This is a genomic window from Yoonia sp., from assembly GCF_017854565.1.
In the GTDB taxonomy this organism is placed as follows: domain Bacteria; phylum Pseudomonadota; class Alphaproteobacteria; order Rhodobacterales; family Rhodobacteraceae; genus Yoonia.
The window spans coordinates 1-15243 of record NZ_JAFMHJ010000029.1; the positions used below are offsets into that span (position 1 = coordinate 1).

The following is a 15243-nucleotide window of genomic DNA, read 5'->3' on the forward strand; positions in this document are numbered from 1 at the left end:
GCTTTCTTCCATTCTCGCGAAAGGATCGCACCATTAAACCGTGGGATCAAAGAGCTAGAGTTCTTTCGGTCTGATCTGGGCATGCAATTTCAGAAAGACCAGCACGCTTTGGCGGGCTTTTTGTCGCCTGATCTTGAGGTTTCGCATTCACTGGGCCCGATTTACAAAGCCTGCTTGTTGATGCAAGTATGGCGCGTTCGAGATGGCACCCTGCGCGAGGCGACGTTTGGCTGTGTCCTGCAAGGTGGTATCGCTGTGTTCATGCGATGGCGGTGATATGCAGATAGCTGTTGATCTTTTGTGTCCGGCGGGGAAGATCAGGACATGTGGCGTAAAATGACATCAACGGAAGGCGGGCGTGGGTTGCTGATGGTCAGCCCGCCGTTTTTCTATGCGCTGGCGCTTCTGGCCATGCCACTGGGCGCAATCTTTATGTTCAGCTTTTGGACGCAGGATTTTGTGACGCTGGACACGACGTTCACGTTGAACAATTACCGTGAAATTCTTGAAAAACCGATCTACGGTGCGCTGCTCAAGCGGTCATTGTATGTGTCGGGCTGCGTGACGGCAGTGACGGTTCTCTTGGCGTTTCCAGTAGCTTACTTTGTGTCGTTCCACGTGCGCCCAGAGCGTAAATCGCTATGGTTGTTCCTGATCACGATCCCGTTCTGGACGTCCTATCTGATCCGGGTGTTTTTGTGGAAAGTGATTTTGGGTTATAACGGTGTGGTGAACACGGGCCTGTTGAATATCGGCCTGATTGATGAACCGCTGACCTTTATATTGTATAACGTGAATGCCGTGATCATCACGCTGGCACATGCCTTTGCGCCGTTCGCCATTCTGCCGATTTTTGTGGCACTGGAAAAGATCGACCGATCCCTGCTGGAGGCAGCGCAGGATCTGGGCGAGAGCAAGTTCATGACCTTTATTCGGATCACGTTGCCGCTGTCGATGCCGGGCCTTGTGGCGGCCGTGTTGATCGTGTTCATCCCGACGATTGGCGACTATGTGACGCCGGAACTGATGGGTGGGGCCGGGGGCAAACTGATTGCAAATATGATCCAAACCCAGTTTTTGGCCCTGAATAACGCCCCGCTGGGGGCGGCGCTGGCGATTGTTGCGATGCTGTGTGTGACCGCGATCAGTCTGGGCTTTGTGCTGCTGAACCGGCGTTGGCTAAGGGGGCGCGGATGAGCCTGCGTATCTACGCCATCGCGTATCTGATTTTCCTTTATGCCCCCATCGTTTTGCTGCCTATTTTTGCGTTCAATGACGCGACGATTATTGCCTTTCCGCTGGCGGGTTTCACGACGAAATGGTTCGACGCGCTGATGACCGGCAATGCCTTGCATGCGGCGGTCAAGAATTCACTGATGATCGCCGCGACGACGGCGGTCTTGGCCACGCTGTTGGGGATTTGCGCGGCCCGTGCCGGGGCGATGTACAAGTTCCCGATGAAGGCCGGGATTATGGGGTTCATCATGCTGCCGCTGGTCCTGCCCGAGATCATCGTGGCGGTGTCGCTGTTGGTGGTCGTGGTGCAGATTCTGAACCTTGGCCTGTCGAATTGGACGATCATCGCCGCACATGTGCTGATCTGTACGCCCTTCAGCATCGCGATCCTGAATGGTGCGTTTCAGAACCTTGATCCGTCCATGGAAGAGGCTGCGATGGATCTGGGTGAAAGCCGGTTTTCGGCCTTCCGTCTGGTGACGCTGCCCTTGGTGATGCCGGGAATAATTTCGAGCATGTTGATCGCTTTTACGATCTCGCTGGATGAGTTCATCATCGCATTTTTCCTGTCGGGCGCCAGCCCTACGATGCCGGTCTATATCTGGGGGCTGTTGCGTTTTCCCGCGTCTTTACCGGTGGTTATGGCGCTGGGTACCATTCTTGTGGCACTGTCCATCGTGCTTTTGACTATCGCAGAAGTCCTGCGCCGCCGCGGTCTGGCCCGTGCCGGTGTGCAGGACAAAGGGGGCTTTCTTTGACGTCTTTGATCACGCTGAAGGGCGTCAATAAATACTATGGCGACTATCACGCGCTGCGCGATATCGACCTGACAATCAACGAGGGTGAGTTCTTTTCGCTGCTGGGTCCGTCGGGCTGTGGCAAGACAACGTTGCTGCGCACAATCGCCGGATTCGAGAGCGTTTCGGATGGGGTCGTGATGATTGGCGGCAAGGATATGGCGGGTGTTTCCGCCAACCTGCGACCGACCAATATGGTGTTTCAGTCCTATGCAATCTTTCCACATCTGAGCGTCGCTGAAAACGTGGCGTTTGGCCTGCGCAAGCGGTCCGATCTGGATAAGGCGGCCAAGCAGGCGCTGGTTGACGATGCGCTGGATATGGTCGGGTTGGGCGGTTTTGGCGCGCGCGCCGCGCATGCGCTTTCGGGCGGGCAGCGGCAGCGGGTGGCACTGGCGCGGGCATTGATCTTGAAGCCGAAGGTGCTGCTTCTGGACGAGCCGCTTTCGGCGCTGGACAAGAAGATGCGCGAGCAGATGCAGGTCGAGTTGATCCGCCTGCAACGCCATGTCGGGATCACGTTCATTCTGGTCACCCATGATCAGGAAGAGGCGCTGGTGATGTCGGACCGGATTGCCGTGATGTTCGAGGGGCGGATCGGACAACTGGATGATCCCGAGACGCTTTATCGCCGCCCAAATTCCCGCAAAGTCGCTGAATTCATTGGAAAGATGAATTTCCTCAAGGCGGATGTCAAAGCGGTCGGTGACGTCATTGATCTGGATGTTGCGGGTCTGGGTAAGGTGCGCGTGGCCGCTGAACAGGCGCCCGAGCCGATGAATACGGGGCCTGCCGTGGCGGGTATCCGGCCCGAGACGCTGGCGGTCTTGTTTGACGGCGAAACGACCGTGCGCAAGCTGGTCGATGGGGTGGTGGACGAGGTCGTGTATTATGGCGACATGACCTATTACGACGTGCGGATTGCCGGGGTCGCGCAGCCGCTGAATATCGCCATGAAGAACCTGATTGGCCGCCCGGTTCTGGAGGTCGGCGAGAAGACGCGGGTGGTTTGGGACGAACGGTCGCTGGTGGTGTTGCGATAGCGCCCGCGCAACGGCAAGGGCAGGGATCGCCGGGCGCTGCGAATCGCGGGGTTAATGGCATAAAAACAAGAGTTTTTGACGTATGGAACCCGCACGGAACCCGTACAGACGGCGTATGTACGTTTTGCCGATTTTGGCTGGTTAATGCAACGCGCGATGGTGCGGGGTTAACAAACCGCTAATCCAGTTCCATCGAGAACCGCAGCGACAGGGTTTCAATGCCGGGATTGAGGGTGGTCATGTTCGCATTGGACCTGTGATCAAAGAACACGGCGATGCTGGCCCCGTTGTCAAAGGTATAGCCTGCCCCCAACGCCCCGCGGAAAAGCAGCGGAAATCCAAGGTCCGGCCCATCGCCGTGGACATAGAGACCGGGCATCAGCGACAGTTCGATGAATATCGGGCTGCCGGTGCTGCGGTCAGTGGTCCATTTCCCGCCAGCCCCAACCCAGAGGTCATTATCGCTGGTCAGGCTGGCGCCCACAGTGGGTTGAAACGCGCCATAGCGACGGGGCAGATCGTAGATGCCATAGACTTCTGACCCGATGTCGTCTTCTTGAAAAAACGTGTCGCCATATTGCAGCGACACCCGTGCGGGCGCTTCGGTCTGGCGGGTGCAGTCGGTCGGGCAATCGTTGAAATAGGTGTCCGTGAGCCCCATGATGAAAAAGAAAACGGCAAATCGGCTGTCCAATGTGGGGTCCTTTATGTATCGGGAGCGATCAGGCCAAGCCCGCGCAGGTAAATGCCGATCCCGCTTTCCAGCAGATCCTCGGGGGGGAAGGGGCTTTGGGTGCCGGGGCTGCCGCGCGCGAAAAGCTCTACTACGCCATGCGACATGGCCCAGATATGGGCCGAAAACATTTGCGGCGGGGGCCGTTTGTCGGCGGGAATATGTTGGCTGAGTTCCTCGGCGGCTTTTTCGAGAACGCCCATGGCACGGGTGGCGACGGCGTTCAGTTCGGGGGTGCGGTTGATGGAAATGCCGGATTCGAACATCGCGACGTAATGGCCGGGGAATTTGCGCGCAAAGGCGAGATAGGCGCGGCCCGTGGATTCGAACGCCGACAGCGCAGAGGGCTGACCGTTGTTATAGGCTTGTTCCATCAGGTCGCCGAAAATTTCATAGCCCTGACGCGCGGCTTCGGCGATCAGGTCTTCGCGGCCTTCGAAATGGCGGTAGACGGCGGCGGGTGTGACGCCAGCCTCGCGGGATGCTTCGGAGAGGGTAAAGCCGGTCGGCCCGCGTTTTTCGATCAGCCGAAGACAGGCATTGACCAATGCCTCGCGCAGGTTGCCGTGATGATAGCCGCGTTTAGACATGCCAGAGTTCGGGGCCGCCTGCGATTTTTGGATCAACTGCGCCCAGCGCATCGGCGTCTTTGCGGTCGTAATCGAGTTGATGCAGGATACTGCGGATCACCTGCACGCGGGTGCGCCGTTTATCGTCGGAACGGATGATCGTCCATGGCGCGGTATCGGTATGGGTGCGGCGCAGCGTTTCGCCGATGGCGGCGCTGTAGGCATCCCATTTGGACAGGCCGTCCACGTCGATCCGGCTGAGTTTCCATTGCTTGAGCGGGTCCTTTTCACGATCAAGAAAACGTTTGAGCTGGGTGGCTTGTCCCACGTTGAGCCAAATCTTGAACACTTTTATGCCTTCGCTGACCAGCATGTTTTCAAAGTCGGGCACCTGATCAAACCAGCGTTCGCGGTCATCTGGGGTGCAGAAGCCAAAGACGTGTTCGACCACGCCGCGGTTGTACCAACTGCGGTCAAAGATGGTGATTTCGCCTGTCGCGGGCAGATGCGCGATGTAGCGTTGGAAATACCATTGCGCGGCTTCGGTTGTGGTTGGTTTGGACAGCGCCACCAGACGTGCGCCGCGTGGGTTCAGGTTTTCGCGAAAGCGTTTGATCGTGCCGCCCTTGCCAGCCGCATCGCGCCCTTCAAAGACGATGGCGATGCGCTGGCCGGTGTCGCGGGCCCACGACTGCATGCGGACCAGTTCGATTTGCAGCTTTTTCAGCGCGTCTTCGTAGGGCGCACGGTCCCAGCGTTTGCCATAGGGAAAACTGGGGTTCAGGATGTTGGCGTTGGTTGCAGATTTGATCGCGGCGCGCACGTCCTTTGGTGCGTCATGGCGGTAGTGGCGGCTGATGCCGCCGTCAAACGGCAAATCCATGTCTCGGCCTCCTGATAATGCGTGCGCCTACTATGGGCCGTGGCGGCGCCTAGCGCAATCGCGCGCGCGCGGCGGCGCGGTCTATCGCGGCTGTGACATCGGTGGGATTGGTGTGATGGGGCATATGCCCGATGCCGTCCAGCCGCGTCACATGGGCAGAGGACACGATTTTGATCACTTCGTCGGCGTGGATATGGATGGGCACGGTGGTGTCGGCGGTGCCATGCACGATTTCAATGGGCAGGGTCAGTTCGGGGTAGCGCGCCGAGAGTTTCACCACTTCTGGCCGCAGCGTATTGACCTGCCGGATATTGGCCCGAAAGCTGGCGTTGCGCAGGGTCAGCCCGGCACCGATGTAATCGGCATAGCCAAAGGGTGCGGCCTGCGGGGCAAAGGTGCTTTCGATGCGGTCGCGCACGATGCTGCCGGGCACAAGTGCGGCAATCAGCGGCACGGTGACCAAGCCACCAAAGGTGCTGCCGTTGATCCGGTAATAGGGATCAAGGTCGCCGGGCCAAGGCATCGTGACCCCCGCGATGGAGACCACGGCGGCGGCGTTTACCGGGCTGGGGTTGTTCAAACCTGCGACGGCCCACGCATAGGACACGATCCCGCCAAAGCTGTGGCCGGCCACGATGGGGTTTTCGATGCCGAGGGCAAGCGCGGCTTCGCGTAGCATCGCCGCCTGCTGTTGCGGACTGTCGCCAGCGGTGGCCGCAACGCCTGTCGCCACGCCGGGCACCCGGTCGGTATAGCCCAGACCGGGCCGGTCAAAGGCGGTGACGGTATAGCGGTCCGTCAGCCGACCCATCAGATCAAACGTGAAATCGCGCAGATTGCCGCCCGCGCCATGCAGCAAGATCAGATGCGGCCCGGTGCCTTGTTGCACATAGTGCACGCGGCCACCGGTGACGGCAACGAATGCGCCTTCGGGAGGGTGCGCGGCTTCGGCCTGTTGTGCGCGATGGCTGGCGCTGAGGCTTGCCAATACCGCACCTAGTCCGATCGCGAGCGCCGAGAAGGTGAATGCTTTAGGTACCAATTTTGTCCAACGCGAAATGTGTGGTCTGATAGATCTGATTGATCCAGTTACCATATAGGAGGTGTGCGTGGCTTCTCCACCTGTTCAGCGGTGGTTTCGTGGGGTCATCATCGGGATAGTAGTTCATCGGCACGTTAATCGGCGTGCCGTTCGCGATGTCGCGGTCGTATTCCTGCTTGAGCGTGCCACTGTCATATTCGAAGTGGTTGAAGATATACAGCGCGCGGTGTGCCGGGTCCTCGACCAGGGCGGGGCCGGATGCGTCGCTGGTGATCAGCGTGGACAGGCCGGTGGCGGCATCTATTTCGTTCTGGCGCATTTCGGTCCACCGGCTGACCGGGATCACGCAATCGTCCGAAAACCCCATCAGATAGGGTGAATTGGGTGCCATGTTGTGGTGCCGGAAACAGCCGAAGGCCTTGTGATCAAGGATGTGTTTATCGACGTCGTGGAAATAGTTGATCATCGCCATCCCGCCCCAGCAGACACCAAAGGTGGAATGGACGTTGGTCTGGGTCCAGTCGAACACCTGCGTCAGCTCGTGCCAATAGGTGACATCGTGAAATGGCAGATGTTCGATGGGTGCGCCGGTGATGATCAGCCCGTCAAATTTTTCGTCGCGGACTTCGTCGAAGGTTCTATAGAACTCCTCCATATGTTCGGCGGCGGTGTTTTTGGTCTGGTGTTCGGACATCCGGATCAGCGTCAATTCGATTTGCAGGGGAGTCGCCCCGATCAGCCGGGCAAATTGATTTTCGGTCTGGATTTTCTTGGGCATCAGATTGAGCAGGCCAATGCGCAGGGGGCGGATATCCTGCCGGTCTGCGGCATCGTGATCCATCACCATCACGCCCTCGTGCGCCAGCACGTCAAAGGCGGGAAGGTTTGCGGGAATCTTGATGGGCATTGGGCTGCTCCTGCGGGTATGTGAAAATGGTCAGATAGGGGGGTTAGCCCTGCATCTCAACCCGCTTATCAAGCAGGCGGGCGACCAAGGCGTCAAAGTCCTGTGTCGTTTGCACGGCTGCGATGTCGGCTGCGGGCACGGTCAGGCCCCAGCGGTTGGCCATCGCGGCATAGCGCGGCTGCCGGTGGGCAAGCGCCTGTGCATAGGTCCAGCGGATAAAGGCATCGGGGTCGACCTCGGCCTCGGTGTAATCATTCCGGGTCAGGTAGGCGTTCCAGACCTGCAGCAGAAACGCGGGTTGATAGGCCATCGGTTTGGGGGCCTGATCAAATCGGCGGACCAGTTCGGCGGTATGCGCGTCAGAACCTTCGATCCAGATCATCAGGGTGTGCGACGCCAATTCGCGCAGCAGCGGGTCGTTTTCGTCTTGGGGGTCAACCCATTCGCAGATCGAGCCGCCGGTGTCGCAGATAAAATGGGGATAGTCATATAGCGTCTGCGCACGCGTCATGAAATGCGCCGTGTCATAAAGCGCGGCCATTTCGGCCTGACGGAACTCTGACTGGCGCTGGGTGTAGGTGTCAAAGGGCAAGCCGCCCTTGGCCGGATCGCCCGGTTTGCCCAGATAGCTGGAGACGGGATTCAGGTTGTCGAATGTGATGTTTGAGCCGATGTAGATGGAATCGGACAACAGCAGGTCACGCAGAAACGGGACTTTCATCGCCTCGGCCTTGGCGTTGTCGGCGATCCGTTCGCCCATGTAGCGGGTGCCGATCCGGTAATCGACGGAGTAGTGAAACCAGTCGCCCGCGCGGCGCAGGATGTTCGAGACATGGGTTTTGCCAAGCCCGGACATGCCAAACAGCAAAACCCGTTTGCGCGCGGCCTGACGCCATTCTGAGGAGGATGCATAGATCATGAGGGACTGCGTAACGGGCTGGGCGAAAATCTTCTAGAAGATTTTTAGCCGCAGCGCCGTGCAATTGCGGAGAAAGGTAAAATTTTCCAGAAAATTTTGGCCCCTAGGCACCGCGCCAGATCCAGCCACCGCCCAGCACACGTGTGCTGTCGGGGTCGTAAAATACGCAAGCCTGCCCCGGTGCGACGCCCTGTTCGGCCACCAGCAATTCGACTGTGGCTTCGGTGTCTGAAATTGGCCGCAAAATCGCATCGGTGGGCGGGCGGGTCGAGCGCACACGCACCATGATTGGCCGCTCTGACATATCGCTGAGCGCACCGTCGCCGATCCAGTTGATCTCGCGAAGAGGGACGGTGCGGGTCGCCAGCAGATCTTTGGGGCCGACGATCACGTGGCGTGCGTCAACGTCGAGCCTGACCACATACAGCGGATCAGCAAGCCCGCCGATCCCCAGACCGCGCCGCTGCCCGATGGTGTAGTGGATGACGCCGCGATGCGTCCCGAGGACCTGACCGTTCACATCCACGATGTCGCCCGGTTCCGCCGCACCGGGGCGCAATTTCTCGATCACGGCGGCATAGTCGCCGTTGGGCACAAAGCAGATGTCCTGACTATCGGGTTTATCCGCCACGCTTAGCCCGTATTTCTGGGCCAGCGCACGGGTTTCATCCTTTGATGCAAGGTGCCCCAACGGAAAGCGCAGGTAGCTGAGCTGTTCGGCCGTCGTGGAAAACAGGAAATAGCTTTGGTCCCGGTTGCCATCCGCCGCCGCGTGCAGCTCTGCCCCGTGATCCCCCATCTTGCGCTGGATATAGTGCCCGGTCGCCATGCAGTCGGCGTCAAGATCCTTGGCGGTTTGCAGCAGGTCCTTGAACTTGACCCGTTCATTGCACCGAATACACGGCACCGGGGTGGCCCCTGCCAGATAGCTATCGGCGAATTCGTCGATCACGGCTTCGCGAAACGTATTTTCGTAATCCAGCACGTAATGCGGAAAACCCATGTCTTCGGCGACGCGGCGCGCGTCATGGATATCGCGGCCCGCGCAACAGGCACCTTTTTTGGCCAAGGCCGCGCCGTGGTCATAAAGCTGCAACGTCACGCCCACGACATCATAGCCTTCTTCGGCCAATTGCGCCGCCACAACCGAGCTGTCCACGCCACCGGACATGGCCACGACGACGCGGGTTTGCGCGGGCGGCTTGGCAAAGCCAAGAGAGTTCAGGGGCGAATCAAGGGCCATAAGATATCCAGATGTGTTGGGTTCGTGACGAAATATAAGAAAATACGAGTTATTCTCAAGGGGTGGTTATACGTCTCGTTAAGTCCTGACCCCGATAACAGCCGCGGGAGTAACCGCAAAGGGGTGCGATATGTATTTACGCAAGGTTGAGGGGCCGCGTTCCGTAACGCTGCCCGATGGTGCCGTCATGACGCGGGCGGATTTGCCCAGTGCGCAGACACGACGCTGGGTTGCGTCGCGCAAGGCAGCCGTGGTGCGTGCGGTAGGGGCCGGGCTGATTAGCCGCAGGGAAGCATTGGAGCGTTATCAATTATCCGAGGAGGAGTATTCCGAGTGGGAGGCGGCTGTCGCCGCCCATGGAGAGGCCGCATTGCGGACAACTGCGTTGCAACGATATAGACAATCCTAGGTGGAAGTGCGATGTTCTTGCAATACGGTAACGGGTGATTAACCTTTAACCGTTTAGGTTAACGACACATAGAGAGAGCGGAGAACTCGGATGCGTGTCTTGCTGGTTGAAGATGACCCAACAACATCGAAAAGCATTGAACTGATGCTGACCCATGCCAACCTTAACGTCTATGCGACGGATCTGGGGGAGGAAGGGATAGATCTTGCAAAGCTGTACGATTATGACCTGATCCTGTTGGATTTGAACTTGCCGGATATGAATGGCCACGAGGTGCTGCGACAGCTGCGCCTGAGCCGCATAGATACGCCTATATTGATCCTTTCAGGGGACGATGGGACAGAGAGCAAGCTCAAAAGCTTTGGTTTCGGCGCAGATGATTATCTGACCAAACCCTTCCACCGCGAAGAACTCGTGGCGCGTATTCATGCCATTATCCGCCGGTCCAAGGGCCACGCGCAGTCGATCATCAAAACCGGGCTGATTGCGGTTAATTTGGACGCGAAAACTGTCGATGTCGGTGGGTCAACCGTGCATCTGACGGGCAAAGAGTACCAGATGTTGGAACTGCTGAGCCTGCGCAAGGGCACCACGCTGACCAAGGAGATGTTTCTGAACCATCTTTATGGCGGCATGGACGAGCCTGAACTGAAAATCATTGATGTCTTCATCTGCAAGTTGCGCAAGAAGTTAAGCGAAGCAACGGATGGTGACAACTATATCGAAACGGTGTGGGGGCGCGGTTATGTGCTGCGCGACCCTGAGCCAACCATGCATGCACAGAAGATTGCGGTCGGCGCCTAACAGCGCGGATCGCGGCCACTCACGGATCATCGACGCATCATGGCTGGACGCCGCAAGAATGCCTGCCTAAGAATTGGACCTGTTGCCAGCAATCGCTGGGTGCTGTGTGCGGGGGGCAAGCGTGAGCCGGAACAAAGAGTTACATGATCCCAAAACCGGGGATGTACCGGTGGGCGATTTGTCACCGGATCAGGCGGCGGCAGAGCTGGCATGGCTGGCCGCACGGTTGCAGGCGGCCAATGTGGCGTATCATCGCGATGATGCGCCCGATATCAGCGACGCAACCTACGATGCACTCAAGCAGCGCAATCTGGCGATCGAGGCGGCGTTTCCCGCGCTCAAACGCAGCGACAGCCCCAGCGAACAGGTGGGCGGCACTGTGGCAGAGGGTTTTGGCAAGGTGCAGCATGTCGTGCGGATGCTGTCGCTGGGCAATGCGTTCAGCGACGCCGATGTCCGCGATTTCGATCTGCGTATCCGCAAGTATCTGGGGTTGGGGCAAGATGCCGGGCTGATCTATACGGCAGAGCCAAAGATCGACGGGCTGTCTTTGTCGTTACGGTATGAGGGTGGCATTTTGATGCAGGCCGCAACCCGCGGCGATGGCGCGGTTGGCGAAAACGTCACTGCAAATGCCCGCACCATTGCGGATATTCCCCACGTCATCGCCGATGCGCCGGAGATTTTGGAAGTGCGTGGCGAGGTCTACATGAGCCATGCGGATTTTGCGGCGCTGAACCGGCGCCAGACCGATGCGGGCGGCAAGACGTTTGCCAACCCGCGCAACGCCGCTGCGGGATCGCTGCGCCAGTTGGACGCGACGATTACTCAGGCGCGGCCGCTGCGGTTTTTTGCCTATGCCTGGGGCGATCTGTCCGCGCCATTGGCCGACACGCAGTTTGCAGCGATTGCGCGGCTGGCGACACTGGGGTTTGCGACGAATGACCTGATGGTGCGATGCGACGGTCCTGCGGATATGATCGCGCATTACCATAGGATCGAAGAGCAGCGCGCGACGCTGGGTTATGATATTGATGGCGTTGTTTACAAGGTGAATGATCTTGACCTGCAGCAACGGCTTGGCTTTCGCTCGACAACGCCACGCTGGGCGATTGCACATAAATTCCCTGCGGAACTGGCGTGGACAAGGCTTGAGGCGATCGACATTCAGGTCGGTCGTACCGGCGCATTGTCACCTGTCGCGCGCCTGACGCCGGTGACGGTGGGCGGGGTCGTGGTGTCCAATGCGACATTGCATAATGAAGATTACATTGCCGGGCTTGGTGGTGATGGGCAGCCGATCCGGGGCGGGCGGGATGTGCGTGTGGGTGATTGGGTGCAGGTATATCGCGCGGGCGATGTGATCCCCAAGATCAAGGATGTGAATCTGGCGCGCCGCCCGGCTGATGCCGTGCCGTTTGTTTTCCCCGATGTTTGCCCCGATTGCGGGTCTGCGGCGATCCGCGAAGATGGTGATGCGGTGCGGCGCTGTACCGGGGGCCTGATCTGTCCCGCGCAAGCAGTCGAGCGGCTCAAGCATTTCGTATCGCGCGCGGCGTTTGACATTGAAGGGCTTGGCGCCAAACAGGTGGAGCAGTTTTATGCGGACGGCTGGATCACCACCCCTGCGGATATCTTCACGCTGCGTGATAGGTTCGCGACGGGCCTGCAGCAGTTGAAAAACCGCGAAGGCTGGGGCGAGAAGAGTGCGCAGAACTTGTTCGATGCAATTGACGAGAAACGCCAAATTCCGCTGCATCGGTTGATTTTTTCGCTGGGGATACGGCATGTCGGCGAGGCGGGGGCCGCGCTTTTTGCGAATCATTATGGCTCTTGGCGCGCGTTCCAGGAAGCGATGACAGCGGCCAAGGTTGGTGAAGGTGCCGCTTGGGATGATTTGACCGGGATTGACGGGGTGGGGGCGGTGATGGCGACGTCGGTGATTACGGCCATGCAGCAAGAGGCGGAACGTGCGTCGATTGATCGGCTGGTGGCACAGTTGCAGGTGCACGATGCGGTGCCGGTGGCGCGCGACAGCCCGGTTGCAGGCAAAACGATTGTGTTCACGGGTACATTGGAAAAGATGACCCGGGCCGAGGCCAAGGCGCGTGCCGAAAGCCTGGGTGCGAAAGTATCGGGTTCGGTCAGCGCCAAGACCGATATTCTGGTCGCGGGTCCGGGTGCCGGATCAAAGGCTAAAAAGGCCGCTGAACTGGGCGTTGCGACGATGGACGAAGACGCCTGGCTTGCGCTGATCGGTGCCGGATGAGCGGCCGACCAGAGGTTCTGTTTCCGCTTTTTGGCGGCCTGACCAAGCTGGATGGTATTGGCCCCAAGACCGCGCAGGCGCTGGAGGGGGCTGGCATCGCCAATCCGCGTGACCTGCTGATGACGCTGCCGCAGTCGGGCGTGGATCGGCGCAGGCGCGCCAGTATCCGCGAGGTGATTGCCCCGGCGACGGTGACGGTCGAGGTGACGGTGGGCGAGCATTATCCGCCCAAGACCCGGGGGCGCCCGTATCGGGTGCATGTCGAGGATGCGGAGACATCGTTTCAATTGGTGTTTTTCCATGCACGCGGCGATTATCTGCAAAAGCTGCTGCCAACGGGGCAAAAACGTGTTGTGTCCGGCAAGGTCGAGATTTTTGACAGTGTTGCGCAGATGGTCCACCCCGATCATGTGCTGCCGCTGGCCGAGGCAGAGGAAATTCCAACCTATGAGCCGGTCTATCCGCTGCACGCCGGGATCAGTCAGAAATTGATGTGGAAGGCGACGCGGTCGGCGCTGCAAATGGCGCCGCCGTTGCCGGAATGGATTGATGCGGCGTTGTGCAAGCGCGAAGGCTGGCCGGATTGGCAGGGCGCGTTGGCGCGGGCGCATTGCCCGGCATCGTCGAGCGATTTGTCGCCTCATGATCTGGCGCGGGCGCGGCTGGCCTATGACGAGCTGTTCGCGCATCAGATTACCCTGGCCTTGGCACGGGCAACGTTGCGGCGCGGCAAGGGGATTTCGTCGCGCGGGACGGGGCTGTTGCAGGCCAGGGTATTGGCGGCGTTACCTTACAAACCGACACAGGCGCAGACGCGCGCGATTGCCGAGATTGCCGCAGATTTGGCATCGCGATTGCGAATGAACCGTTTGTTGCAGGGTGATGTGGGGTCGGGCAAGACGCTTGTGGCGCTGATGGCGCTGCTGTGTGTCGTAGAGGCCGGCGGGCAGGGCGTGATGATGGCCCCGACCGAAATCTTGGCCCGGCAACATCTGGAGGGCTTGCAGCCGTTGGCTGCCAGCGCGGGCGTTGTGCTGGAATTGCTGACGGGGCGCGACAAGGGCGCTGACCGTGCGGCCAAGTTGGCGGCATTGGCGGCCGGCGACATCGACATTCTGGTCGGTACCCACGCTGTATTCCAAAAAGACATCGTTTTCAATGATTTGCGACTTGCCATCATTGATGAGCAACACCGTTTTGGCGTCGCCCAGCGGATGGAACTGGGGGCCAAGGGGCAGGCAACGGATGTCTTGGTGATGACGGCCACACCAATTCCGCGATCACTGGCGCTGGCGCAATATGGCGATATGGATGTGTCGGTCTTGGACGAAAAACCACCCGGGCGCACGCCGGTGCAGACCGCGTTGGTTTCGACATCGCGGATGGATGAGGTGGTGGAAAAGCTGCGCCATGCCGTGGCCGAGGGCCGGCAGGCCTATTGGGTCTGCCCGTTGGTCGAGGAAAGCGAATTCATTGATATGACGGCCGCAGAAGAGCGGTTCAAGCGGCTGCGTGCCGCGTTGGGGGAAGGTGTTGTCGGTCTGGTGCATGGCCAGATGCCACCCGCCGAAAAAGATGCGGCGATGGCCCGGTTCGTGGCCGGGGACACCAAAGTATTGGTGGCCACGACAGTGATCGAGGTGGGGGTGAATGTGCCCAATGCGTCGATCATGATGATTGAGCGCGCCGAGAGTTTTGGGCTGGCGCAGTTGCACCAGTTGCGGGGACGGGTCGGGCGCGGGTCTACCGCGTCGACGTGTTTGCTGCTGTATCAGGCGCCCCTGACCGAAAGCGCGCGCCGTCGGTTAGAGATATTGCGCGAGACCGAAGATGGGTTTCGGATTTCCGAAGAAGATCTTGCCATGCGGGGGGCCGGTGATGTGATCGGCACCGCGCAATCAGGCGTCCCGCGTTTTCGCATCGCCGATTTGGAACGTCAGGCCGCGTTGATGGCGTTGGCCCAGACGGATGCGCGCAAGCTGCTGCACGACGACCCGAAATTGGACACGACACGAGGGCAGGCGACCCGGACGCTGCTGTGGCTGATGGAACAGGACAAAGCGATCCGTTTGATATCAGTGGGTTAGGGCCTGTGTTCCGAAATGTTCGCAAATGTTCCTAAAAAGTTCTTTACACGAGGTTAATGATATGAGAACAAAGGAGCAACAGAACAAAGGAGCAACACGACATGACACAAGAGATCAAATCCGTTATCGCCCGGTCCCGCGACACGATTTTGGCTGATGCACTGGGTGTTGTTGCTTTGATGGTCATGCTGTTTGTTGGATTGTCGCTGCCCGCGATGATCTGACGTGCCTCGCGATTGCGGCTCGGTCCATCACATTGCCCTGTCCCAAGAATGCAATGATTGATGACCTGCCTGTCCCGT

Annotated in this window: 16 protein-coding genes; 9 read left to right on the top strand and 7 right to left on the bottom strand. The window is 59.1% G+C overall.

Annotation, left to right across the window (positions count from 1 at the left end):
• From QZ196_RS11970 to QZ196_RS11985, 4 genes are all read left to right on the top strand, one after another.
• A partial coding sequence (locus QZ196_RS11970; RefSeq protein WP_296426699.1) for a hypothetical protein occupies positions 1 to 276 on the top strand: 276 nt, incomplete at its 5' end.
• A gap of 60 nt (positions 277 to 336) precedes the next feature.
• Positions 337 to 1197 carry an ABC transporter permease gene (locus QZ196_RS11975; protein WP_296426700.1) on the top strand — a complete coding sequence of 287 codons (861 nt, stop codon included), beginning with the start codon at positions 337 to 339 and terminating at the stop codon, positions 1195 to 1197.
• Positions 1194 to 1994 carry an ABC transporter permease gene (locus QZ196_RS11980; RefSeq protein WP_296426702.1) on the top strand — a complete coding sequence of 267 codons (801 nt, stop codon included), beginning with the start codon at positions 1194 to 1196 and terminating at the stop codon, positions 1992 to 1994. Before QZ196_RS11975 ends, QZ196_RS11980 begins: the two co-directional genes overlap by 4 nt.
• Positions 1991 to 3076, top strand: a complete 1086-nt coding sequence (locus QZ196_RS11985) for an ABC transporter ATP-binding protein (protein WP_296426704.1) — start codon at positions 1991 to 1993, stop codon at positions 3074 to 3076. Before QZ196_RS11980 ends, QZ196_RS11985 begins: the two co-directional genes overlap by 4 nt.
• 178 nt (positions 3077 to 3254) lie before the next feature.
• On the opposite strand, the gene QZ196_RS11990 is transcribed toward QZ196_RS11985, so the two are convergent.
• From QZ196_RS11990 to mnmA, 7 genes are all read right to left on the bottom strand, one after another.
• Entirely contained in the window at positions 3255 to 3770 is a 516-nt protein-coding gene (locus QZ196_RS11990) for an acyloxyacyl hydrolase (protein WP_296426706.1), read from the bottom strand.
• A gap of 11 nt (positions 3771 to 3781) precedes the next feature.
• Entirely contained in the window at positions 3782 to 4399 is a 618-nt protein-coding gene (locus QZ196_RS11995; protein WP_296426707.1) for a TetR/AcrR family transcriptional regulator, read from the bottom strand.
• A complete protein-coding gene (ppk2, locus tag QZ196_RS12000; protein ID WP_296426709.1) occupies positions 4392 to 5261 on the bottom strand; it encodes a polyphosphate kinase 2 in 870 nt (289 codons plus the stop codon). Before ppk2 ends, QZ196_RS11995 begins: the two co-directional genes overlap by 8 nt.
• 49 nt (positions 5262 to 5310) lie before the next feature.
• Positions 5311 to 6303 (bottom strand): alpha/beta hydrolase, encoded by a 993-nt coding sequence (locus QZ196_RS12005; RefSeq protein WP_296426711.1) that lies wholly within the window; start codon positions 6301 to 6303, stop codon positions 5311 to 5313.
• On the bottom strand, positions 6293 to 7210 hold the full coding sequence (metA, locus tag QZ196_RS12010; protein WP_296426713.1) for a homoserine O-succinyltransferase: 918 nt from the start codon (positions 7208 to 7210) through the stop codon (positions 6293 to 6295). The genes QZ196_RS12005 and metA overlap by 11 nt, the downstream gene beginning before the upstream one ends.
• Before the next feature lie 43 nt (positions 7211 to 7253).
• Positions 7254 to 8129, bottom strand: a complete 876-nt coding sequence (locus QZ196_RS12015) for an ATPase (RefSeq protein ID WP_296426715.1) — start codon at positions 8127 to 8129, stop codon at positions 7254 to 7256.
• A gap of 103 nt (positions 8130 to 8232) precedes the next feature.
• On the bottom strand, positions 8233 to 9372 hold the full coding sequence (mnmA, locus tag QZ196_RS12020) for a tRNA 2-thiouridine(34) synthase MnmA (RefSeq protein WP_296426716.1): 1140 nt from the start codon (positions 9370 to 9372) through the stop codon (positions 8233 to 8235).
• Positions 9373 to 9502: 130 nt separating this feature from the next.
• Here mnmA and QZ196_RS12025 point away from each other — a divergent pair, with 130 nt between their 5' ends.
• The 5 genes from QZ196_RS12025 to QZ196_RS12045 all read left to right on the top strand — a co-directional run bounded on the left by QZ196_RS12025 (position 9503) and on the right by QZ196_RS12045 (position 15165).
• Positions 9503 to 9781 (top strand): DUF1153 domain-containing protein, encoded by a 279-nt coding sequence (locus tag QZ196_RS12025; RefSeq protein ID WP_296426717.1) that lies wholly within the window; start codon positions 9503 to 9505, stop codon positions 9779 to 9781.
• Between the two features lie 90 nt (positions 9782 to 9871).
• Positions 9872 to 10585 (top strand): response regulator transcription factor CtrA, encoded by a 714-nt coding sequence (gene ctrA / locus QZ196_RS12030; protein WP_296426719.1) that lies wholly within the window; start codon positions 9872 to 9874, stop codon positions 10583 to 10585.
• 121 nt (positions 10586 to 10706) lie between these two features.
• Positions 10707 to 12854, top strand: coding sequence for an NAD-dependent DNA ligase LigA (gene ligA / locus QZ196_RS12035; RefSeq protein WP_296426720.1), 2148 nt, complete (start codon positions 10707 to 10709; stop codon positions 12852 to 12854).
• On the top strand, positions 12851 to 14941 hold the full coding sequence (gene recG / locus QZ196_RS12040; RefSeq protein WP_296426722.1) for an ATP-dependent DNA helicase RecG: 2091 nt from the start codon (positions 12851 to 12853) through the stop codon (positions 14939 to 14941). Before ligA ends, recG begins: the two co-directional genes overlap by 4 nt.
• 101 nt (positions 14942 to 15042) lie before the next feature.
• Positions 15043 to 15165 (top strand): hypothetical protein, encoded by a 123-nt coding sequence (locus QZ196_RS12045; protein WP_296426724.1) that lies wholly within the window; start codon positions 15043 to 15045, stop codon positions 15163 to 15165.
• Positions 15166 to 15243 lie beyond the last annotated feature (78 nt).

Coding starts and splice junctions, on each gene's coding strand:
- metA (WP_296426713.1), bottom strand. CDS start 7,210: ATGCCCATCAAGATTCCCGCAAACCTTCCCGCCTTTGACGTGCTGGCG.
- QZ196_RS11995 (WP_296426707.1), bottom strand. CDS start 4,399: ATGTCTAAACGCGGCTATCATCACGGCAACCTGCGCGAGGCATTGGTC.
- QZ196_RS12015 (WP_296426715.1), bottom strand. CDS start 8,129: ATGATCTATGCATCCTCCTCAGAATGGCGTCAGGCCGCGCGCAAACGG.
- ctrA (WP_296426719.1), top strand. CDS start 9,872: ATGCGTGTCTTGCTGGTTGAAGATGACCCAACAACATCGAAAAGCATT.
- QZ196_RS11980 (WP_296426702.1), top strand. CDS start 1,194: ATGAGCCTGCGTATCTACGCCATCGCGTATCTGATTTTCCTTTATGCC.
- ppk2 (WP_296426709.1), bottom strand. CDS start 5,261: ATGGATTTGCCGTTTGACGGCGGCATCAGCCGCCACTACCGCCATGAC.
- QZ196_RS12045 (WP_296426724.1), top strand. CDS start 15,043: ATGACACAAGAGATCAAATCCGTTATCGCCCGGTCCCGCGACACGATT.
- recG (WP_296426722.1), top strand. CDS start 12,851: ATGAGCGGCCGACCAGAGGTTCTGTTTCCGCTTTTTGGCGGCCTGACC.
- QZ196_RS12025 (WP_296426717.1), top strand. CDS start 9,503: ATGTATTTACGCAAGGTTGAGGGGCCGCGTTCCGTAACGCTGCCCGAT.
- QZ196_RS11975 (WP_296426700.1), top strand. CDS start 337: ATGACATCAACGGAAGGCGGGCGTGGGTTGCTGATGGTCAGCCCGCCG.
- mnmA (WP_296426716.1), bottom strand. CDS start 9,372: ATGGCCCTTGATTCGCCCCTGAACTCTCTTGGCTTTGCCAAGCCGCCC.